General features: G+C 60.0%; 18 protein-coding genes. 8 read left to right on the top strand and 10 right to left on the bottom strand.

Going from position 1 to position 21474, the window contains the following annotated elements; translation table 11 throughout:
• Nucleotides 1-62: 62 nt before the first annotated feature.
• Nucleotides 63-1244 carry an acetyl-CoA C-acetyltransferase gene (locus FHT85_RS17995; RefSeq protein ID WP_112410957.1) on the bottom strand — a complete coding sequence of 394 codons (1182 nt, stop codon included), beginning with the start codon at nt 1242-1244 and terminating at the stop codon, nt 63-65.
• A gap of 242 nt (nt 1245-1486) precedes the next feature.
• Between FHT85_RS17995 and phaR the strand changes: the two genes are divergently transcribed.
• A complete protein-coding gene (phaR, locus tag FHT85_RS17990) occupies nt 1487-2059 on the top strand; it encodes a polyhydroxyalkanoate synthesis repressor PhaR (protein WP_112336177.1) in 573 nt (190 codons plus the stop codon).
• 337 nt (nt 2060-2396) lie between these two features.
• Here the strand turns inward: phaR and rpmF are convergent, their stop codons facing one another.
• The 3 genes from rpmF to mtgA all read right to left on the bottom strand — a co-directional run bounded on the left by rpmF (nt 2397) and on the right by mtgA (nt 4359).
• Nucleotides 2397-2582: a 50S ribosomal protein L32 gene (gene rpmF / locus FHT85_RS17985; RefSeq protein WP_006724402.1), complete on the bottom strand. Its 186-nt coding sequence runs from the start codon at nt 2580-2582 to the stop codon at nt 2397-2399.
• Between the two features lie 172 nt (nt 2583-2754).
• Nucleotides 2755-3402 (bottom strand): glutathione S-transferase family protein, encoded by a 648-nt coding sequence (locus FHT85_RS17980; RefSeq protein WP_112410977.1) that lies wholly within the window; start codon nt 3400-3402, stop codon nt 2755-2757.
• Between the two features lie 126 nt (nt 3403-3528).
• A complete protein-coding gene (gene mtgA, locus FHT85_RS17975; RefSeq protein ID WP_409527337.1) occupies nt 3529-4359 on the bottom strand; it encodes a monofunctional biosynthetic peptidoglycan transglycosylase in 831 nt (276 codons plus the stop codon).
• A gap of 99 nt (nt 4360-4458) precedes the next feature.
• Here mtgA and FHT85_RS17970 point away from each other — a divergent pair, with 99 nt between their 5' ends.
• Both FHT85_RS17970 and FHT85_RS17965 read left to right on the top strand, forming a co-directional pair.
• Entirely contained in the window at nt 4459-5373 is a 915-nt protein-coding gene (locus FHT85_RS17970; RefSeq protein WP_112410956.1) for a polyprenyl synthetase family protein, read from the top strand.
• Nucleotides 5374-5604: 231 nt separating this feature from the next.
• Nucleotides 5605-6246: a LysE family translocator gene (locus FHT85_RS17965; protein WP_112410955.1), complete on the top strand. Its 642-nt coding sequence runs from the start codon at nt 5605-5607 to the stop codon at nt 6244-6246.
• Between the two features lie 24 nt (nt 6247-6270).
• On the opposite strand, the gene ispG is transcribed toward FHT85_RS17965, so the two are convergent.
• On the bottom strand, nt 6271-7524 hold the full coding sequence (gene ispG, locus FHT85_RS17960; protein ID WP_112410954.1) for a flavodoxin-dependent (E)-4-hydroxy-3-methylbut-2-enyl-diphosphate synthase: 1254 nt from the start codon (nt 7522-7524) through the stop codon (nt 6271-6273).
• 127 nt (nt 7525-7651) lie between these two features.
• Nucleotides 7652-8851, bottom strand: coding sequence for an MFS transporter (locus FHT85_RS17955; RefSeq protein WP_112410953.1), 1200 nt, complete (start codon nt 8849-8851; stop codon nt 7652-7654).
• 255 nt (nt 8852-9106) lie between these two features.
• Here FHT85_RS17955 and FHT85_RS17950 point away from each other — a divergent pair, with 255 nt between their 5' ends.
• Nucleotides 9107-9979 (top strand): DMT family transporter, encoded by an 873-nt coding sequence (locus FHT85_RS17950; protein ID WP_112410952.1) that lies wholly within the window; start codon nt 9107-9109, stop codon nt 9977-9979.
• Nucleotides 9980-10105: 126 nt separating this feature from the next.
• On the opposite strand, the gene FHT85_RS17945 is transcribed toward FHT85_RS17950, so the two are convergent.
• From FHT85_RS17945 to FHT85_RS17935, 3 genes are all read right to left on the bottom strand, one after another.
• The gene (locus FHT85_RS17945; RefSeq protein ID WP_246780022.1) at nt 10106-11170 is read right to left on the bottom strand and encodes a class I SAM-dependent methyltransferase; all 1065 of its coding nucleotides are present in this window, start codon (nt 11168-11170) and stop codon (nt 10106-10108) included.
• A gap of 375 nt (nt 11171-11545) precedes the next feature.
• Nucleotides 11546-12580, bottom strand: coding sequence for an acyltransferase family protein (locus FHT85_RS17940; protein WP_162709659.1), 1035 nt, complete (start codon nt 12578-12580; stop codon nt 11546-11548).
• A gap of 31 nt (nt 12581-12611) precedes the next feature.
• Nucleotides 12612-13679: an SGNH/GDSL hydrolase family protein gene (locus FHT85_RS17935; protein ID WP_162709657.1), complete on the bottom strand. Its 1068-nt coding sequence runs from the start codon at nt 13677-13679 to the stop codon at nt 12612-12614.
• A gap of 414 nt (nt 13680-14093) precedes the next feature.
• On the opposite strand from FHT85_RS17935, the gene FHT85_RS17930 reads away from it, so the two are divergent.
• The 4 genes from FHT85_RS17930 (at nt 14094) to FHT85_RS17915 (ending at nt 17910) form a co-directional block, all read left to right on the top strand.
• Entirely contained in the window at nt 14094-14867 is a 774-nt protein-coding gene (locus FHT85_RS17930) for an amino acid ABC transporter substrate-binding protein (protein WP_112410950.1), read from the top strand.
• 85 nt (nt 14868-14952) lie between these two features.
• Nucleotides 14953-15633, top strand: a complete 681-nt coding sequence (locus FHT85_RS17925) for an amino acid ABC transporter permease (RefSeq protein ID WP_015341657.1) — start codon at nt 14953-14955, stop codon at nt 15631-15633.
• Nucleotides 15630-16391, top strand: coding sequence for an amino acid ABC transporter ATP-binding protein (locus FHT85_RS17920; protein WP_112336166.1), 762 nt, complete (start codon nt 15630-15632; stop codon nt 16389-16391). Before FHT85_RS17925 ends, FHT85_RS17920 begins: the two co-directional genes overlap by 4 nt.
• Nucleotides 16392-16653: 262 nt before the next feature.
• Entirely contained in the window at nt 16654-17910 is a 1257-nt protein-coding gene (locus FHT85_RS17915; RefSeq protein ID WP_112410949.1) for an MFS transporter, read from the top strand.
• A gap of 100 nt (nt 17911-18010) precedes the next feature.
• On the opposite strand, the gene pyc is transcribed toward FHT85_RS17915, so the two are convergent.
• On the bottom strand, nt 18011-21472 hold the full coding sequence (pyc, locus tag FHT85_RS17910) for a pyruvate carboxylase (RefSeq protein WP_112410948.1): 3462 nt from the start codon (nt 21470-21472) through the stop codon (nt 18011-18013).
• Nucleotides 21473-21474: the final 2 nt, after the last annotated feature.

The raw sequence follows: 21474 nt of genomic DNA, 5'->3' as shown, positions 1-21474 counted from the left end.
GAGCATGATGCCGAAAAGTGTCATGCGGTTTTCGGACGACATCATGCTCTATTTCTTTGATTCTAGAGCGCCTCGAAGCACATGGCGACACCCATGCCGCCGCCGATGCAAAGCGTGGCAAGTCCCTTGCGCGCACCGCGGCGCCTCATCTCGAACAGCAGCGTATTGAGGATGCGAGCACCCGAAGCACCGATCGGATGGCCGATCGCGATCGCGCCTCCATTGACGTTGACGATCGACGTATCCCAGCCGAGATCCTTGTTGACGGCGCAGGCCTGGGCAGCAAACGCCTCATTGGCCTCGACGAGATCGAGGTCGTTGACGGACCAGCCGGCCTTTTCCAGCGCCTTGCGGGAGGCCGGTATCGGCCCCGTACCCATGATCTGCGGATCGACGCCGGCGGTTGCCCAGGAGACGATGCGGGCCAACGGTTGGATGCCGCGGCGCGAGGCTTCCGCCTCGGTCATCAGCACGGCCGCAGCGGCGCCGTCGTTAAGCCCGGAAGCGTTGCCGGCGGTGACGGAGCCCTCCTTGTCGAAGGCCGGGCGCAGCTTCGCCATGGCCTCCATCGTCGCACCAAGGCGGATATATTCATCGGCATCAACCGTAACGTCGCCCTTGCGCGTCTGGATGGTGAAGGGAATGATCTCGTCCTTGAAGCGGCCAGCCTTCTGTGCGGCTTCCGCCTTGTTCTGCGAGGCAACGGCGAACTGATCCTGCTCCTCGCGCGACAGCTGCCACTGGCGGGCGATGTTTTCGGCCGTGATGCCCATGTGGTAACCGTAGAAGGCGTCCGTCAGGCCATCCTTGATCATGGTGTCGATCATCTTCATGTCGCCCATCTTGGTGCCGGAGCGAAGATTCGCGGCATGTGGTGCCATCGACATGGATTCTTGGCCACCGGCGACGATGATCTTGGCGTCACCGGTTGCGATCTGCTGCAGGCCGAGCGCCACGGCACGCAGGCCCGAGCCGCATAGCTGGTTCACGCCCCATGCGGTCGCTTCCTGCGGAATGCCGGCCTTCATCGCGGCCTGGCGGGCCGGGTTCTGCCCTTCGCCGGCCTGAAGCACCTGGCCGAGGATCACTTCATCGACCTCCTTGGCCTCGACACCGGCGCGCTCCAGCGCACCCTTGATCGCGGCCGCGCCGAGTTCATGCGCCGGAACGGTCGCGAACGCGCCGTTGAACGAACCGACCGCAGTGCGGGCAGCGCTGGCGACGACGATGGATGAACTGCTCATGGAAGCCTCCTCACAGAATGAACACGTATATGAGGCGAAACTGTCAAAGCTTTGCTCCTGAGTCAAACAGCAAGAATTTTCATCGTACAGATTTCACGAAGCTGTCACCGCCTTCAAAAAATCCAATCAAAGGAAAGGCCTTGCCGCATCGCACAAACCGATTGTCACCAAGCTTCTTTTGCGTCTACACTCCGGAGTGGAGGAATATTCCATACAATCAGACGGGGCCAGGAGACTGATAAATGGCAAAGAATGAGGGCCAGATCGTAATCAAGAAATACGCCAATCGCCGCCTATACAATACCGGCACCAGCACCTATGTGACGCTGGACGACCTGGCGGAGATGGTGAAGAAGGGCGAGGAATTCATCGTCCAGGACGCCAAGAGCGGTGATGATATTACGCATTCGGTCCTGACACAGATCATTTTCGAACAGGAATCAAAGACCGGCAACACGCTGCTGCCGATTTCGTTCCTCCGCCAGCTGATCGGCTATTACGGCGATCAGATGCAGATGGTGGTGCCGAGCTTCCTCGAGCACTCCATGCGTGCCTTTACCGAGCAGCAGACGCAGATGCGCGAGCAGATCAATCGCGCTTTCGGCGAGACGCCGCTCGGCAAGAACCTTCAACTCCCCATCAAGATGGTCGAGGAGCAGGTCCGCCGCAACACAGAGATGTTTCAGCAGGCCATGCAGATGTTCTCGCCCTTCATGCAGCCGCCGGCCAAGGAAAGCCGCAAGGCCGAGGCCAAGGACATCGACGAGCTCAAGGAACAGCTCCGCGCCATGCAGAACAAGCTGGATAGCCTTTGAAATCAGGCGATGCGCTCCTGAATCCTTGGAGAGTTTTCACCCGCTCTGTCACTGTCGTGACATCTCCCCCACCAGGGGGAGATTGTTGGGAATATGTCGCTCCGCCCTGGCAAGTAACCTGATTTGGTTTCTGCAGATGCGATTGTAGCTTGAGGCGAGACAGTGCCGCGAGTTACCAACCTCCCCCTTGTGGAAGAGATGTCCTGAAGGGACAAAGGGGGTATCAGAGCTTCGGCACAAGCGCAGCCACTTCGTCCCACTAACACACCCAATCAAAACAAAAAAAGGCCGGCGAACCGCCAGCCTTTTATTCATGTGCCATCAAGGAAGCGCTAGATTATGCGCTTTCCTTCGGCGTCAGAACCTGACGACCGCGATACATGCCGGTCTTCAGGTCGATGTGGTGCGGACGACGCAGTTCGCCGGAGTTCTTGTCTTCGACGTAGGTCGAAGCCTTCAGGGCGTCAGCAGAGCGGCGCATACCGCGCTTGGACGGGCTCGTTTTTCTCTTCGGTACAGCCATTCTCGTTACTCCATGTACGGACGACACATATCCACGGCCAGCAAGGCGGCCGAAACAGACATGCATCAATTTCGGAAATTGGGCGGGCTTATACATGGCTTGACGGGCTTTGACCAGTCCCTAATAGCATTTTTTGCCCATCGCACCAGATTCGCGGATATTCGAGACCGGGTCAGTCCTCGTCCTCCGGCACGGTCCATGTTTCCTGCAATGCAGCTTCCTCCCATTTTTGCCAGGCAGGCAGCGCCTTCATGGCCACCATATAGTCCCGCGTATCCGTCGCAACCGCGATGTCATACCGCTCCAGACGGCTGACGACGGGGGCAAACATGGCGTCCGCGCCGGAAAAATTCCCGAACAGGAAAGGCCCGCCAGAAAAGGCTCTCGCCTCGCGCCAGATGGCCTCGATACGCGCCACGTCCTCCATCACTCCGCCGGGGAGATCGCGCCGGGCGACCGGACGGCGCATGTTCATCGGGCAGAAGTTGCGCAGGGCGCTGAAACCGGAAACCATTTCCATGCTGTAGGATCGCGCCAGCGCACGCGCCTGGCGATCTCTCGGCAAAAGCCCGGCGTCCGGGAAAAGCTCGGCCGCATATTCGATGATGGAGAAGGATTCCCATACCTTGAAGCCGCCGTGAACCAGCATCGGCACCTTGCCCGTCGGCGACACCTCACGAATGCGCGGGTTTCCGGCTGGAAAATCGAAAGGGATCAGCACTTCTTCGAAGGGAATGCCGCACCCTTCAAGAGCAATCCATGGCCGAAACGACCAGGACGAATAGTTCTTGTTGCCGATATAAAGCGTGAGCTTGTCCACGATCGCATGTTCCTTTTCAGTGCCGGACTCTGAAGGGAAAGAATTCTTGAAATGATTCATATCGCCCTTACGTCACGGTCAAGAATGCCAGATGACGACAAGCCGATCGAACGACAAGTTCTGATATCAGTCATAAAGGCATTTGATGTATGCGTCGGCGTTGCGCGCGCGGCGCTGGATCAGCGAAGCGAGCTGGCTGAGCCCGCGTCCGGGCCTGCTCGCCACCCGGTCGATCGGGTTCGGCAGCGATACGGCGAGGAGGGCTGCCTGACGTGCCGTGAGCTTAGAGGCCGGCACCTTGAAATGGTAGCGCGCCGCCGCCTCGATGCCGTAAATGCCCGGTCCCCATTCGGCAATATTGAGATAGATCTCCATCATCCGGCGTTTCGACCAGACGGCCGAGGCGGAAACCGCCAGCGGCAATTCCAGCGTCTTGCGTACGAAAGAGCGGCCGTTCCATAAAAACAGGTTCTTCACCGTCTGCATCGGGATCGTGCTGCCGCCGCGCGTGGACCTGCCGCGCAGCGTTTCCTGGACCAGCGCCCGCATCTCGCCCCAATCGACACCACCGTGAAAACAGAACTGCCCGTCTTCCGAGACCATGACGGATTTCACCAGCACCGGCGCGATTTTATCGAGCGGAACCCAGCGGCGGTCATATCCCTGAAGGGTAACGGCGTCGCCTACCATCAGGGTGGAAACGGGTTGGACGAACGGCAGCAGATAAAAGACGATGAAAAGATAAGGCAGCAGGAGGACACCAATCAATACGAGGACGACGCGCTGCCAAACTGGCCTTGCTTTGAAGCGCGCCAACGGGGAGGAGCGTTGCGGCACCTCGGCTTCCTCCTCCTCATTATCAGTCGATATGTCCAAGTGCCTGACGTCCACGATCGCTCCATCCCGGTACAACCCCTTAATGCATCCGGGAAACGCTCTGATGCTGCATCCCGTCATACCGTCTACATAAAGCGATGACCAGAGCGCGGCGCAATTCCCACCCCACCGTCGACAATTGTCATTGCCAGCAACGGCCTCTCATGCCAAACAGCGCCCATGGACAGCACCCATTCCTCGTTCGAGAACCGCCTGAAGGACAATGCCGGCAAGACCGAAGCTCTGCTGAACCGGCTTCTCGCCGACGGCAGCCTGAATGACGAGATCGTCCGCCCCGACAGGCTGCTGAGGGCGATGCGCCACGGCGTCCTGAACGGCGGCAAGCGGTTGCGTCCCTTCCTTGTCGCGGAATCGGCGGCGCTTCTCGGCGGCAATGCCGAGGCGGCACTGAGGGTCGGCGCAGCGCTCGAATGCGTGCACTGCTATTCCCTCGTCCACGACGATCTTCCCGCCATGGACGACGACGACCTGCGCCGCGGCCAGCCGACCGTGCATATCGCCTTCGATTACGCAACCGCGATCCTGGCGGGCGACAGCCTGCTCACCTATGCCTTCGACATTATCGCCGCCCCCGAGACGGAGCTACCGGCGGATCGGAAAATGGCACTCGTGCTGGCGCTGTCGCGTGCGGCTGGCATTGGCGGCATGGCCGGGGGCCAGGCGCTTGATCTCGCCGCGGAGAAGGAAACGCCCGATGAAAATGGCATAACGACGCTGCAGGCAATGAAGACCGGCGCACTGATCCGCTTTGCCTGCGAGGCCGGCGCCATCATCGCTGGAGCCTCAGCCGAGGACCGCAAGCGCCTTCGGATCTTCGGCGAAAAGATCGGCCTTGCCTTCCAGCTCGCCGACGATCTTCTCGACCTCACCGCCGATGCCGCCACCATGGGTAAGGCAACCGGCAAGGATGCCAGCCGCGGCAAGGGTACGCTGGTCGCCCTGCACGGCCAGGAGTGGGCCGAAACGACGCTCGCGAAGCTGGTGAACGACGCTGCCGACGTGCTGTCCGGCTATGGCGACAAGGCGGATGTCCTGACGGAAACCGCCCGCTTCGTCGCAAACCGTAGAAACTGATCCCTAAGCACCTTCATGGCATTGCCCGAGGGTGAGCCCATCCACTCGGCAACGGCTACCGGCCCATGCCCGTTCAGCCATGGCCATCCATTCAGCCATGAAATGTCACCATCACAAGAATCCATGATTGTGCCGGGTGATTTCGGCCGTGTTTTATGACAAGTTGCCGATCCGAGTTGGCCGACAACGCAGAATTCTTCGCGCCGGCCGACACCCCCCGGGAAATCTTCCATGCACGAGACCCTTGCCTATCTGCCCCAGATCCTGCCGGCCTATATCGCCTACCTCATCGCCGTCGCCAGTCCCGGCCCCGCCATCATGGCCATCATCGGCACCTCGATGACCCATGGCCGCAAGGCCGGCATGTCCATCTCGCTCGGGATTTTCGGGGGATCGATGACCTGGGCGATTGCCGCAGCGGCAGGTCTCGCAACGCTGCTGCAGACCTATGCGATGGCGCTGGAGCTGCTGAAGATCTTCGGCGGCATCTACCTGCTCTATCTCGCCTACAAGGCATTCCGTGCCGTGCGTGCCGGCGGCGAGCTGCCGACCGCTGCCGAAGGCCCGAAAACGCCCAGCTTCAGGTCGCTGGTCCTGCGCGGCTATGGCATTCACGTCACCAATCCGAAGGCGATCTTCGCCTGGCTCGCCATCATTGCGCTCGGCATGCCGCAGGGCGCGCCCGCTTCCGTGGCCGTGCTGATCATCGCCGTCTGCTGCACGACCGGTTTTCTGGTGTTCATGGGCTATGCGATCCTGTTTTCGACATCGCATGCGCTGAAAGTATATCGCAATGCCCGGCGCTGGATCGAGGGCGCCATGGCCGGCTTCTATTGCTTTGCCGGCATCAAGCTGCTGACGAGCAATATCTGATACTGCCTCGCTTTAAGCGGCGGATCACTCCGCCGCGACGGTCTTCTGGCCGAACCGCTTTTCGATATAATCGGTTACCAGCGCCTCGAAATCGGAGGCAATGTTCGGGCCGCGCAGCGTCATAGCCTTCTGGCCGTCGATGAAGACGGGAGCCGCCGGCGTCTCGCCGGTTCCGGGCAGCGAAATGCCGATATCGGCATGCTTGCTTTCGCCCGGACCGTTGACGATGCAGCCCATGACGGCAACGTTCAGCGCTTCGACGCCCGGATATTTCTCGCGCCAGATCGGCATGTTCTTGCGGATGTCGTTCTGGATATTCTGCGCCAGTTCCTGGAAGACCGTCGACGTCGTGCGGCCGCAGCCCGGACATGCCGCAACGACGGGAATGAACTGCCGGAAGCCCATGACCTGCAGCAGTTCCTGCGCCACCTGCACTTCGCGGGTACGGTCGCCATTCGGCTCCGGCGTCAAGGAAACGCGGATGGTATCGCCGATGCCATGCTGCAGTACATAGCCCATGGCGGCGGACGAGGCGACGATGCCCTTCGAGCCCATTCCGGCCTCGGTGAGGCCCAAATGCAGCGCATGGTCGGAACGTTCCGACAGCATGGAATAGACGGCGATCAGATCCTGCACCTGGCTGACCTTGGCCGACAGGATGATGCGGTTGCGCGGCAGGCCGATGTCTTCGGCAAGATCGGCCGAGATCAGTGCCGACTGCACGATCGTCTCGCGCGTCACCTGCCGGGCCGAGAGCGGCGAGCCTTCGGCGGCATTCTTGTCCATCAACGCGGTCAAGAGATCCTGATCGAGCGAGCCCCAGTTGACGCCGATGCGCACCGGCTTGTCGTAGCGGATCGCCATCTCGATGATTTCGGCGAACTGCTTGTCCTTCTTGTCCTTGAAGCCGACATTGCCGGGATTGATGCGGTATTTCGCCAGCGCCTCGGCGCAGGCCGGATGATCGGCGAGCAGCTTGTGGCCGATATAATGGAAATCACCGATCAGCGGCACGTCCATGCCGAGCCGCAGCAGCCGCTCGCGGATCTTCGGCACGGCGGCAGCGCTTTCATCGCGATCGACGGTGATGCGCACCAGCTCGGAGCCGGCTTTGTAGAGGGCAGCGACCTGGGCGACGGTCGAATCGATATCGGCCGTATCGGTATTGGTCATGGACTGCACGACGACGGGTGCACCGCCGCCGACGATCACGCCGCCGACATCGACGGCAACGGAGGAACGGCGCGGTTTCGGATCGAAATCGGTGGCGGACGACATGGAAAACTCTCGCAGGCCTCGAAAATGGGTGCCTTTCAGGTGGATCACGAAGCGGTCGTTGTCAACCGCTCCGGCGATCTCTTTTGATCGGACGGAGTTTAGCCGTTACCGAGCAAAAGCGACGAAATTAATGCTTCGCATCCCCGATGCCGTCGGCGTAGCGCGCGAGCGACGAGAAGGCTAGCACGACGAGCAGCAGCACCGGCAGCGTCATCAGGACCGGTGAGAAGCCGACATGCTCGGCGGCAAAACCGATGGCCGACGGCGCGACCAGCATGCCGGAATAGCCGAGCGTCGTGACGACGGAAATGCTGATCCCTGGCTGCAGGCCAGGGATATTGCCGGCAGCGGAAAAGGCGATCGGCACCATGTTGGAAATGCCGATGCCGCAGAGCGCAAAGCCGAGAATGGCGATCTCCGCATTCGGCGCCAGCGCCGCGGTCAGCATGCCGACGATGGCAAATACCGTGCAGATGCGCAGCGTTCTGATGGCGCCCAGCCAATCGCGCACGAAATCGCCGGCAAAGCGCATGGTCGCCATGGTGGCGGAGAAAGCGGCGTAGCCGAAACCCGATAGCGCCACCGACGCACCTTTTTCCTGGCTGAGATAGAGAGCGCTCCAATCCAGGACCGCGCCTTCCGGCACCATGCAGAACAGCGCAACGATGCCGAGCAGCCACGGCAGCGGAATCATCGGCAGCTTTGCCTTCGGCTTGGCCTCATCGTGATGCGGCTGATCGCCAAGCACCATCGGCCAGGCAATGGCGACCAAAAGCACGGCAATCGCGGTCGAGGCCTCGGCATGACCGAGAATGCCCCAGCGCGAAATCAAGAGCCCGCCGATCGCCGCGCCCAAAAGGCCGCCAAGGCTCCAGAAGGCGTGGCAGGAGGACATGATCGCCCGGCGCATGGATTTTTCGACCGAGACGGCATTGGCGTTCATCGCCACATCCATGGCGCCGATGAAACCGCCGAAGAGGAAGAGAGCGACGGCCGCGGTCCAGACATTCGGCGCAAGCGTCAGCGCCAGGATCATCGGCAGCAGCAGCACCGCGAAGGCGCGCACGACGACGCGCGAACCGCGCACGGCGATCTGCGCGCCGGCAAGCGGCATCATCACGAGTGAACCGACGCCGAAGACGAGGATCATCAACCCAAGCTCGAATTTCGTCAGTTGCAGCCGCTCGGCGAATTCGGGAATTTTCGGTGCCCAGCAGCCGACCATGAAGCCATTCATCAAGAACATCAGCGAGACGGCTGCGCGCGATTTGGTGAAAAATGGGCTCCTGCGCTCCTTCAAACTCTCCAGTCTCGTTCCGTTGTCCATAAAAACTCCTCCCAAACTGCGTCGCAGTCTATTTAAATCGATTGAAATCTCAACAATCGAAAAAGCCGCGTAAGTCACATTTCGTCTCCGTCTGTTAAAGTGGGGACGATGGCGCTACAACCCCGAATAAATAACACTGCCGGGCGTCACCCTGATAAAAAGTCCTATTGACGGCGTAAAATTAGGCTCCTATCGGTTGAGACCAGAAAGATTCTTTGGCCGGCCTCGAGTCGGGTCATCCTCTGGTGCATCCCCGTGAAAAACTCCATCAGCTATGGCATCCTGCTTACGGTGTTTGCCTACATGCTGTTCACCGCCCACGATTCGGCGGTGAAGCTGCTCGTCACCTCCATCCCCGTCTGGCAGGTGCTGTTCATCCGAAGCTGCACCATTCTTGCCGGCTGCTTCGTCTTCGAAGGCCCCTCGCTCGTTCAGAAAGTGGCGCGCTCGCCGATCATCAAGCCGATGATCCTGCGCAGCGTCATCATCCTGATCGCCTGGATTTCCTATTACTCGGCAGCCTCCTACCTGCAGCTCGCCGAAGTGACGACGCTCTATTATGCAGCACCGATCGTCGGCACTATCCTCGCAACCATCGTGCTGCGTGAAAAAGTCACCGTCGCCCGCTGGATGGCAGTCGGCGTCGGATTCTGCGGCGTGGTGATCGCCTCCAACCCCGTGGGGCTATCGATTTCCTGGCCGGTTTATCTGGCGCTGCAGGCCGCCGTCCTTTGGGCAAGCGGCATGGTGCTGCTGCGCAAGACCGCGCTGCACGAAAAGAGCCATATCCAGATGGCAGTCTCCAACATTCTGTTCATCATCCTAACCGCCGGCATGGCGATCGCCCACTGGCACACACCGACGCCCTTCCAGATCGTGCTGCTGGCATTGACAGGCATCATCGCCGGCGCCGGCCAGCTCGCCCTTTTCGAAGGCATGCGCCAGGCGCCAGTTTCGGTGCTGGCGCCGTTCGAATATACCTCGCTCGTCTGGGCCTTCCTGCTCGGCTACCTGATCTGGGGCGACATCCCCGGCCCCAACACCTTCATCGGCGCCATCCTGATCCTGAGCGCGGGGTTCATCATCATTATCAGCGAACGGATGAAGCGGCGGGCGGCGGCGGCTTGAGGTGGAGAGCTGGACAATGGCTGTCCGTCACGTTGCCTGCTGTTGTATCGGCTAGCCGTGCTCGCGGTTCGCTAGCAATTGCGGTCCTGGCGGAGCGGCAGCTCCGTGCTAATCGCGGTCATTTGCTTAGGGTCGTTTCGACAACACTACCGCTGCCATATAGGGTTGATGAGGTCTAGGATTTTCCAACAAACGACGCTCAAAACGCGAGAACAGATCGCTGACGAGCTCGATGCGATTGCGAGAGTCTGCGATTAGACTGGCGATCACGGGACCAGACCATGCTCGCGTCATATCCGCATGACGCTTGGCGAATGTCGCTTTGTCACCACTCCTTTCAAACTCCTCCCAACAAGGGTCCGACACTTTAACGAGATCGAGATGCTGCAGGCGCAGGTCGGCGTAATATCCGGATTGAACGAAGGGCGCCTTGATATCCTCCAAAGACCGGAGACCGATTGGTATCGTGAGCCGGTTCAGCTCTTCTTCGGAAAACAAACCATCCTTTCGCATTTCACCGGCGGCCGACCAAAGCTCTCCCAGAAGCCATTCCCAGCCAGTGTCGATCGTCGTGCGGGCGGTAAAACCCGCAACGAGTTTGGCACCCGGCCGCATTTCCTGCGACCTTAGCCGCAGAAAACATTCCCAATCGCTTGCCTGCTGCTTCGCCACTGCAGAAGCCACTGATGGTGAGGCGCTCATACCAGCGAGAATATGATCTTGAGCTTCAATCGCGCCGGTATTCATCCATTGCAACGCCCAGGTCGTCCAGCCAAGATGCACCCGCTGCGGAGAAAGCAACGGCGCGAAATACGATCGGCCAATTGCAGAAGGAAAGATATCGGACGCTCCGAGCATGTAGCTGTCCGGGTCTGAGGCAAGTGCCTCAAACAAGGCCGAAAAATCATTCGATGGAAGATCAGTGTGGACGATTTCGATCGGGACGGATTGCCCCAGCCTGTCTCGCAGCCTGTTTATCGCAATCCGCATCGGGGCCATCGAATTTCGGCCTTGGGAAGAGCCATAGTCAACGATAGTCAGCGGACCTTGGTCAATATGAACCGTCAGGCATGCAGCTTCCCATAGAGAAAGCAGGGCCGCGATTCCGCTCGCCTGCATGGCGGAGTTACGGTTGTAGAAGCCTCCACCTTCCATTGCTGCGCCGCTATTTTGAGTTTGCTGGTCGGACATAGCATTGCCCCCATTTTATACATCCGCAGCTTACCAGACGACCCTTGGCTTGGCGAACCAATGTCGCTCTTCGAGCCAAGACTGGGTGCGGCAGCCGCTCGTTTCTCCTTCGCTTGAGGGCTGTTGGCTGGCCTTCTGGAACGACCCCGGGTCGATTTGACATCATGGCAACTTCGGGCGGAACGACAGGGTGGATCTTGGCGGTCGTCGCCCTGCTGCCATCCTGATCCTGAGCGCCGGGTTCATCATCACTGTTAGCGAACGGATAAAGCGCGTGCAGCGGCAGCTTGTGTCGGATCAATGCGTTTCCCGCAGACGCATGCCCCCAATTGCCGTCGCAAGCAATCCTTCCTGCCCGTACCGAAGCGTTGGGTTTCACCCCACTGGAGCGACGGTCTGTTCGATGGGTTTCGGCTGCCGCATCAGAAGAGCCTGCATCGGCCGCTCGAAGAACTTGAGGAGCACCACCGAAATCCCAATCGTGCAAAGCGTGACCACCAGCAGTATTCCGGTCACAAAGGGTAGGGAGAGATGCTTGCCCAACAGCTTGAGCGGAAGCTGCAGCGTGTAGGGATGGATGAGATAGAGCGAATAGGAGGCGTCTCCCAGCAGAACCAGAATGGCCCATATTCTCCCGGCTGGCATCCTCATCAGCAGGAAGCCCGAGACGAGCAGGACGGCAAGCAGGCTCGAGGCGAAAAGACTGGGGCCGGCGAATGTCACGATGAAGAAATGAGCCCCGCAGGCCAGAAGAATGAGCAGAGCGGCGGCTATATTCGATCCGCTCCTGAAGGCGCTGTATGCCGAATATGCCTTATGAAGCATCATGCCGAGAACGAATTCGATCAATATCGGATTTGTATAGAAACGCCATTCGACCGATCCCTCTGGCCAAATCTCATGCAGCGCGATCAGGAAGAGGACGGCCGCGGAGGCAAACCAGGTTGCCCTGGCGCCAAAGATCAGACAGGCGCCATAAATTATGTAGAAGAACACCTCGTAACAAAGCGTCCAGCCCAGAAAAAGGATCGGCTGCACGGCGCCGCCGCTTTTCTGATAGGGGACGAAAAGAAGAGATTTGACGATCGTCTCCATGGTCACGATCGTCGAATTGAGCAGGCTGGGTTTCACAAGCGCAATCAAGACGACGACGAACGTCAACAGCCAGTAGAGCGGAACGATTCTGGCAATGCGCTTGCGTGCGAAATAGACAAGTCCCCGCGCCGGATTGGAGGAGTAGCTGATGATGAAGCCGCTGAGAACGAAGAAAACGTCGACGCCGGTCGCACCCATGAAGAAATAATTTCGATCGAGATGGTATTCGATCGCAAGGCCGCTTCCGAAATGGAAGAGAACGACGGAAAAAGCGGCCACGAACCGAAGAAACTGGAGAGAATCCAATTGTTTCAAGTTTGACCGCCGAATGGAAAGCGTCTGTTCGTTAATCATGAGGGCCCCAATCCGCTCTGATAGCTTGTTCCAACAAGGTTGCCATAGCCGCATTGGTGCTGCGGCTTGGATGCCAATCGCATCCGAAATCCTTCGGTTTGACGCGTAAATTCAGATATCGCAGGCGAGTTTCGCCTTTCGCGGCGCTCGCCTGGACGACGGCCTCGATTGCTTTCTCGGCCACATCGAAATCCTTCTGGGACATCATCGGGCCGAGTGCGGCGTACAGATAGGCCTTTGGAAACTGATTTCTGAGCCTGAAAATGAGCTTGACGTATTCCTCGATGAAATCGCTGGGATTCCTGTTATCCGAAAAGTCGTTCGTCCCCAGATTGACGACCACCGCGGAAACGCGTTCGTCAGGAAGGGCGGGCACGCCCTTTCTCAACGGCGTCACGCTGTCGATGACATCAAGCATGGTTTTCGCATTCTTGCCTGTGCGCGAAAGGCCGATTCCGGAAACAGCGAGCGTCGTAAGTTCCATCCCGAGGCTACGCGCCGCGACCGCGGCATATGTCAGGTATTGATTTTCCGTTCCGGGGCTGAATTTACATCCGGGACCAACACCCTCGAGACCATAGCCTGCGGTAATGGAGTCCCCGATTGCCACCAGCTTTGTGGCCGATGCTTCCGCGGGAAGGAACGACCCATCGGTTTCGGCGGAAACGAATATGGTATCGCCGATCCATCCCTCGGTGCGACGCGTCGCGCGAATCTCGTGGGCGCCTTGCCGCAAGCCATCGGCAAGCTGGTATCGGTGCTGCCCCGCTTGCAGATCAAGGCGCTGGGGAACGCCGTCCAGTTCGACCTCAAGGCTATTTTTCCCGGTATCAACCAGGGTAACCGAGAGCGACGTGCCTTCAAAATGCAACGCAAAACCACTGCCCGGCCAACCGAAAGCCGCATCGCTGGCGGCAACCCGGCCGATCCATTTCGATGGCCGCTCGATCGCTTCTGCCGCAAAGCACGGCATGAATGTACATAAACTCAGAAAAAGAAACGCAATCGCGACATCAAACCTCATGACCGGCCATGGCCGGCAGCGCGCAATGACGGGCAATTCATCACCTCTTCGGGCTGCGTCAGATCAATTTTGCACTTTGAATTTCTAGTAGAATCGCAGTTTGATTGCTGCCGGTGTCTCGCGGCAAACTGCCGGGACACGCTAATGGAGGCGCATGCGCATGCCTGGAATGAAAGGTGCCGCGCCAAGACATCGATGAGATGACGAAATAGGGCAGCATTAAGAATAATAGGGCAGCATTGAGAATTGTCACTATGCCGCACCGCAACATTGATCAGCAATTATTAGCGGTAACGGAAGCAGCGGCTTCCTCGACGCTCCGTTCGCAATTTCTTGAGAAAAATATTCGCATTTGCCCGTTTATCTTGCAGTTTTCTACGCTTTCGCGGTGCAAATTTTCTGCGATGTATGCGACATTGAATGAAACCGCTCCAGAAACGGAAAAAAACGATGAACTGGTTGAAGACTGTTGCCGCCGCCGCCCTCGTGCAGGCAGCGTTCCTGCTCCCCGCCCATGCCGGCGAAAACCTCAAGGCGATCCAATCGGCCGGCGTATTCAAAGTCGGCACGGAAGGCACCTATGCGCCTTTCACCTTTCATGACGAGAGCGGCAAGCTGACCGGCTTCGATGTCGAGATCGCGGAAGCCATCGCCGGCAAGCTCGGTGTCAAGGCGCAGTTCCTGGAAGGCAAGTGGGATGGCCTGATCGCCGGCCTCGATGCCAACCGCTACGATGCCGTCATCAACGAAGTCGGCGTCACCGAAGCCCGCAAGAAGAAGTATGACTTCTCCGAGCCCTACATCGCCTCCAAGGCCGTGCTGATCGTCAAGGACAGCAACACCGGCATCAAGGATTTCGCGGATCTCAAGGGCAAGAAGGCGGCACAGTCGCTGACCAGCAACTTCGGCAAGCTCGCAACCGAAGCCGGCGCCGAACTCGTCGGCACCGATGGCTTCGACCAGTCGATCCAGCTCGTGTTGACCGGCCGCGCCGACGCGACCATCAATGACAGCCTTTCCTTCCTCGATTTCAAGAAGCATAAGCCCGACGCGCCGGTGAAGATCGTCGCACAGCAGGCCAATGCCGATTTCTCCGCCGTCATCATCCGCAAGGGCGAGCCGGAACTGCTTGCTGCGATCAACAAGGCGCTGGCCGATATCAAGGCCGACGGCACCTATGACAAGATCTCCAAGAAATATTTCGGGCAGGACGTTTCGAAGTAAGAAGGCATAGGCAGGGACATAAAACTGTGAAAAAGATGCGTCCGGGGTCACCTCCGGACGCATTCTGTTATCGAAAGGCTTCTCCTTGGAGCATTGGCTGCAACTGATGTGGGAGTCACTGGGCACGCTGCTTTGGGCGGGGCTCGTCTTCACCATCCCGCTCACCTTGATCACCTTCGTTCTCGGCCTTCTGCTCGGCCTGCTCACCGCCGTCGTCAGGCTATTTGCCCCGGCGCCGTTCGTTGCCATCGCCCGCTTCTATGTCTGGGTGATCCGCGGCACGCCGCTTCTGGTGCAGCTCTTCGTCATCTTCTACGGCCTGCCGAGCCTCGGCATCCTGCTCGATGCTTTTCCCGCCGCCATCATCGGCTTTACGCTGAGCGTCGGCGCCTATACGTCCGAAATCATCCGCGCCGTCATTTCCTCCGTGCCGAAGGGCCAGTGGGAGGCCGCCTATTCGATCGGCATGAACTGGCGCCAGGCCATGAGCCGCACGATCCTGCCGCAGGCAGCGCGCGTCGCCGTGCCGCCGCTGTCGAACACCTTCATTTCGCTGGTCAAGGATACGTCGCTCGCCGCCGCCATCACCGTGCCGGAGCTGTTCCAGGCCGCGCAGCGCATCGTGGCAACGACCTATGAGCCGCTGATCCTCTATATCGAGGCCGCCATCATATATCTCGTGCTCAGCACCTTTCTTTCGACGCTGCAGGGTTACCTCGAACGCCGCTTCGCCCGCTCGGGCGGCACACTGGAGGCACAGGCATGATCGAGCTTTCCCATATCGAAAAGCGCTTCGGCGACAATGTCATCCTCAAGGATATCAGCCTGATGATCCCGGAGGGAACGGTGACGGCGCTTGTGGGGCCTTCGGGCGGCGGCAAGAGCACGCTGCTTCGCTGCATCAACCTTTTGGAAATCCCGACCGCCGGAACGATCCGCATCGGCGGGGAGACGGCCACCTTCCAGCCGGGCAAGAAGCCCTCCTGGCAGGATATCCAGAAAATCCGCCGCCAGACGGGCATGGTCTTCCAGAATTTCCAGCTCTTTCCGCATCAGACCGCGATCGGCAACGTCATGGAAGGGTTGACCACCGTGCTGCGCTGGCCGGCAGACAAGGCACGCGCCCGTGCCGTCGAGCTTTTGACCAAGGTCGGCATGGCCCACAAGATCGACGCCTGGCCCTCGACGCTTTCTGGCGGCCAGCAGCAGCGCGTCGCCATCGCCCGGGCGCTTGCCCCCTCGCCGCGCGTACTGCTCTGCGACGAACCCACCTCGGCGCTCGATCCGGAACTCGCGGCTGAAGTCGTCGATGTCCTGGGCAAGCTCGCCAACGAAGGTACGACCATGGTCATGGCAACGCACGATCTGCGCCTCGCCTCAAAGATTGCCAACAATGTCGTGTTCCTGGAAGCGGGCAACATCGTCGAGACCGGTTCTTCCCGCAGCATCTTCGGTGCCCCGGCGCAGGAGCGGACCAAGCAGTTCATCTCGACGCTGAATGCCGGCCACAGCTACGACATTTGAGCCGCCGACCTGGGTCGAAAGCTCCGATGTTGGGGCAAGCCGCGCATTGACGCTGCGCGGCTTTGCGGTTAGCTCTAATGCCATGAACGCGGCACTCGTTATCGTAGTGGTAGGAAGGCGCATGGGCGGGATGGCGTAGCCATCCGGCGAAAGCACCCATGCGCGGTAAGCAGGCTCCTGACGGGGCCTTTTTTATTGCCCGGATTCCGGCGGCGTCTCGTCAGATCCCCTTCGACTTCCCATCCACACGACGGACAAGGCCATGACGCGCACCGAAAGCCGCATCGACCATTCAGCCAGGCAATCAACCGAAGACCCGACCCTCGCATCAACCGTCGCACAGCCGCGGCTGATAACCCTCGTCCTGCTCTCGGCACTTGCCGTGCTGCCCGTAAATATGATCCTGCCGTCCCTGCCGAAGATATCTGCGGCATTCCAGGCCGATTTCGCCCTTGTGAACCTTTCGGTTTCCGGCTTTTCCTTCGTCACGGCCTTTCTGGAGGCGATCGGCGGCGCGCTATCGGATCGGTTCGGCCGCCGGCCGGTTGTCCTGACGGCGCTCGCGATCTTCGTCATCGCCTCGATGGGCTGTGTCCTCGCTCCGACTATCGGCATCGTCCTGCTGTGCCGCATGATGCAGGCATGCATCGGCCCGTGCTATTCCGTCGCCCTCGTCATCATCAAGGAAACATCCGACGAGCGCCAGGCCGCCAGCAAGTTCGGCTATCTCGCCATGGGATGGGCGCTGGCACCGATGGTCGGACCGCTGTTCGGCGGCTCGCTGGACGAGATTTTCGGTTGGCAGGCAAGCTTCATCGTCCTTGCGAGCTTCGGTAGCGCCGCCTTCCTCCTGTCCCTGCGCGAGCTGAAAGGATCGAAAGCGTCCGTCTCAGCTACACGCGGAAACTATCTTGCCTCCTATGCCCTGCTTCTGCGTTCTAGTCGGTTCTGGGCCTATACGCTCTGCATGGCCTGCTCGATGGGCGTGCTCTATATCTTCCTCGGCGGAGCACCGCTCACGATAGGCGATGCCCTCGGCGGCTCGAGCGCCAAGCTCGGCTTCTACATGGGCATGGTTCCCGCCGGCTTCATTGTCGGCAGCTATCTCGCCGGCCGCTATGGCGCAAAAATCCCGATCGGCACAATCCTCGTCATCGCGCGGCTGCTGACCTGCATCGGTCTGTCAATTGGGCTCGCCTTGTCGCTATTGGGCATGACGGAGGTTCTGGCGCTCTTCGGCCCCTGCATCTTCATCGGCATAGGCAACGGCTTGGCCATGCCGGCCGCCAATAGCGGCGCCATGTCGGTCAGGTCGGATACTGTGGGAACGGCAGCAGGCCTCGCCGCCGCCATGCGAATTGCCGGCGGCGCGCTCATCGGCTCGATCGGCGGGCTGTTCATCGCGCGATCGCCAACGATCCATACGCTCTTCGCCCTGATGCTGGCATCGGCGTCGCTCGCGCTGCTAGTGGCCCTTTGGGCAGCCCTCCTCGATCGGGACCCTCGCAAACCGAGTTAAAGGCACTGCCGCCGCAAAACCGACCGTAACAGTCAGGCTTTGCGGCAGAAGATAGTCAGCATCTCAGTCGACGGACGGCTTCATAAGCCCAACTTGCCGCTCAGGCGCCATAGACGACGAGCAGATCCTTAGCGTCGATCTGGTCGCCGGCACGCACCAGCACCTCGGAGATCGTACCGTCCTTTTCCGCGTGCAGCGCGGTCTCCATCTTCATGGCCTCGATGGAAACAAGCACGTCGCCGGCCTGGATCGCCTGGCCCGGCGAGACAAAGACGGTTGAGATGACGCCCGGCATCGGCGCGCCGACATGAGCCGCATTGCCGGTCTCGGCCTTGCGGCGCACCGCGCTGCCGGAGGCGCCATGGGCGCGATCCGGCACCTTGATGCGGCGCGGCTGGCCGTTGAGTTCGAAGAACACCGTCACCATACCCTTCTCGTCGGTCGCCGTCATCGCCTGGTTGACGATGACGAGCGTCTTGCCCTTCTCGATCTCGGCAAAGAGCTCATCGCCTTCCTTGAGACCGTAGAAATAGGCCGGCGTCGGCAATACCGAGACCGGGCCGTAGGTGTCGGCGGCCAGTGCATAGTCGGTGAAGACTTTTGGATACATCAGGTAGGAGGCGAATTCGAAATCGTCGACCTTGCGCTCGAGCTTCGTCTCGATGACTTTACGCTCGGCATCGAGATCGGCTTCGGCAAGCAGCGAACCGGGACGGACCGTATAGGGCTTATCGCCCTTCAGCGCCTTCTTCTGCAGCGCTTGCGGCCATCCGGACGGCGGCTGGCCGAGATCGCCCTTGAGCATGGAAACGACCGAATCCGGGAAGGCGATATCCTTCGCTGGGTTCTCGACATCGGCGACCGTCAGGTCCTGGCTCACCATCATCAGCGCCATGTCGCCGACGACCTTGGAGGACGGCGTCACCTTGACAATATCGCCGAACATCTGGTTGGCATCGGCATAGGCCTGCGCCACCTTGTGCCAGCGGGTCTCGAGACCGAGCGAGCGGGCTTGTTCCTTGAGGTTGGTGAACTGACCACCTGGCATTTCGTGCAGATAGACTTCCGAAGCCGGTCCCTTGAGATCGCTTTCGAAGGCGGCGTACTGATGGCGCACGGCTTCCCAGTAGAAAGAGATGCGGCGGATCCATTCGGGATCGAGGCCCGGATCGCGGTCGGAACCTTTCAGCGCCTCGACGATCGAGCCGAGGCAGGGCTGCGAGGTATTGCCGGACAGCGCATCCATCGCCGCATCGACGGCATCGACGCCGGCATCGACCGCAGCGAGCACCGTCGCAGCCGCAATACCCGACGTATCATGCGTGTGGAAGTGGATCGGCAGACCGGTCGCCTCGCGCAGCGCCTTGAACAGCACCTTGGCCGCAGCCGGCTTCAGCAAGCCCGCCATATCCTTCAGCGCGATGATATGGGCGCCGGCCTTTTCCAGCTCGACAGCGAGATCCGTGTAATATTTCAGATCGTATTTCGGCCGCGCGGAATTGAGGATATCGCCGGTGTAGCAGATCGCCGCCTCGCAGAGCTTGTTCTCCTCCGCAACGGCATCCATCGACACGCGCATGTTCTCGACCCAGTTCAGGCAGTCGAAGACGCGGAAGAGATCGACGCCGCCCTTGGCCGCCTGGCGAACGAAATACTTCACGACATTGTCGGGATAATTCGTATAGCCGACGCCATTGGCGCCGCGCAAAAGCATCTGCAGCAGCAGGTTCGGCGCACCCTCACGGATCAGCGACAGACGCTCCCACGGGTCTTCCGTGAGGAAGCGCATGGAAACATCGAAGGTGGCGCCGCCCCAGCATTCGAGCGACAAGAGCTGCGGCAAAGCGCGCGCATAGGTGCCGGCGACGCTGGCGATGTCATAGGTGCGCATGCGGGTCGCAAGCAGCGACTGGTGGCCGTCGCGCATCGTCGTGTCGGTCATCAGCACGCGCTTTTCATCGCGCATCCATTCGGCGAATTTCTGCGGACCGAGCTTGTCCAGCAACTGCTTGGTGCCGTCGGCGATATTGCCGTCGATATAGGGCAGCACAGGCTGCGCCACCTTGGGTGAAGGTACCGGACGACCGCGCGTTTCCGGGTGACCGTTGACGGTGACGTCAGCGAGATAGGTCAAAAGCTTGGTGGCGCGATCCTGGCGCTTGACCTGCTGGAACAGCTCCGGCGTCGTGTCGATGAAGCGCGTCGTATAGCTGTTGTCGCGGAATTTCGGATGCGTGATGATCGCTTCGAGGAAGGTGAGGTTCGTCGCCACGCCGCGGATGCGGAATTCGCGCAGCGCGCGGTCCATGCGGGCGATCGCCTCCTGCGGGTTCGGCGCCCAGGCCGTCACCTTTACCAGCAACGGGTCGTAATAACGGGTAATGATCGCACCGGTATAGGAGGTACCGCCGTCAAGACGGATACCAAAGCCGGATGCCGAGCGATAGGCAGTGATGCGGCCGTAATCCGGAATGAAGTTATGTTCCGGATCTTCCGTCGTCACGCGGCACTGCAGGGCATGGCCGTTGAGGCGAATGTCTTCCTGGCGTGGAACACCCGATTCCGGCGTGCCGATGGCGAAACCGTCGAGAATATGGATCTGCGCCTTGACGATATCGATGCCGGTGACGACTTCGGTCACCGTGTGCTCGACCTGGATGCGCGGATTGACTTCGATGAAGTAGAATTTGCCTGTGTCGGCATCCATCAGATATTCGACGGTGCCAGCGCCGACATAATTCGTCGCATTGGCGATCTTCAGCGAATAGGCGGCCAGCTCCTGGCGCTGCGCTTCCGTGAGATAGGGGGCCGGCGCGCGTTCGACGACCTTCTGGTTGCGGCGCTGCACCGAACAGTCGCGCTCGAACAGATGCACGACGTTGCCGTGCGTGTCGCCGAGGATTTGGCTTTCGACGTGGCGGGCGCGCTCGACGAGCTTTTCGAGATAGACCTCATCCTTGCCGAAGGCGGCCTTCGCCTCGCGCTTGGCTTCCGTCACTTCCTTGGCAAGGTCCGCCTCGGAGCGGATGACACGCATGCCGCGGCCACCGCCGCCCCAAGAGGCCTTGAGCATGACCGGATAACCGATTTCAGCCGCCATCTTGGCGACTTCCACCATGTCGTCAGGCAAGGGATCGGTTGCCGGCACGACAGGCACGCCGACCGAAATTGCCAGATTACGCGCAGCAACCTTGTTGCCGAGCTGGCGCATCGTATCGGCGCGAGGCCCGATGAAGATGATGCCGGCGGCATCGCAGGCATCGACGAATTCGGGGCTTTCCGACAGCAGGCCATAGCCGGGGTGGATGGCATCGGCGCCGGAGAGCTTGGCGACGCGTATGACTTCCTCGATCGACAGATAGCTCTCGATCGGCCCGAGGTCACGGGCAAGATGTGGACCGCGACCCACCTGATAGCTCTCGTCCGCCTTGAAGCGATGCAGTGCGAGTTTATCTTCCTCGGCCCAGATGGCCACCGTTTTTATGCCAAGTTCGTTGGCGGCGCGGAATACGCGGATGGCGATTTCGGAACGGTTGGCAACCAGGATCTTGGAAATGGGCAATG

It is taken from the genome of Rhizobium sp. BK312 (assembly GCF_014193605.1).
In the GTDB taxonomy this organism is placed as follows: domain Bacteria; phylum Pseudomonadota; class Alphaproteobacteria; order Rhizobiales; family Rhizobiaceae; genus Rhizobium.
Note: the sequence above shows the minus strand (reverse complement) of the source record. Positions and strands in the feature narration are given on the sequence as shown.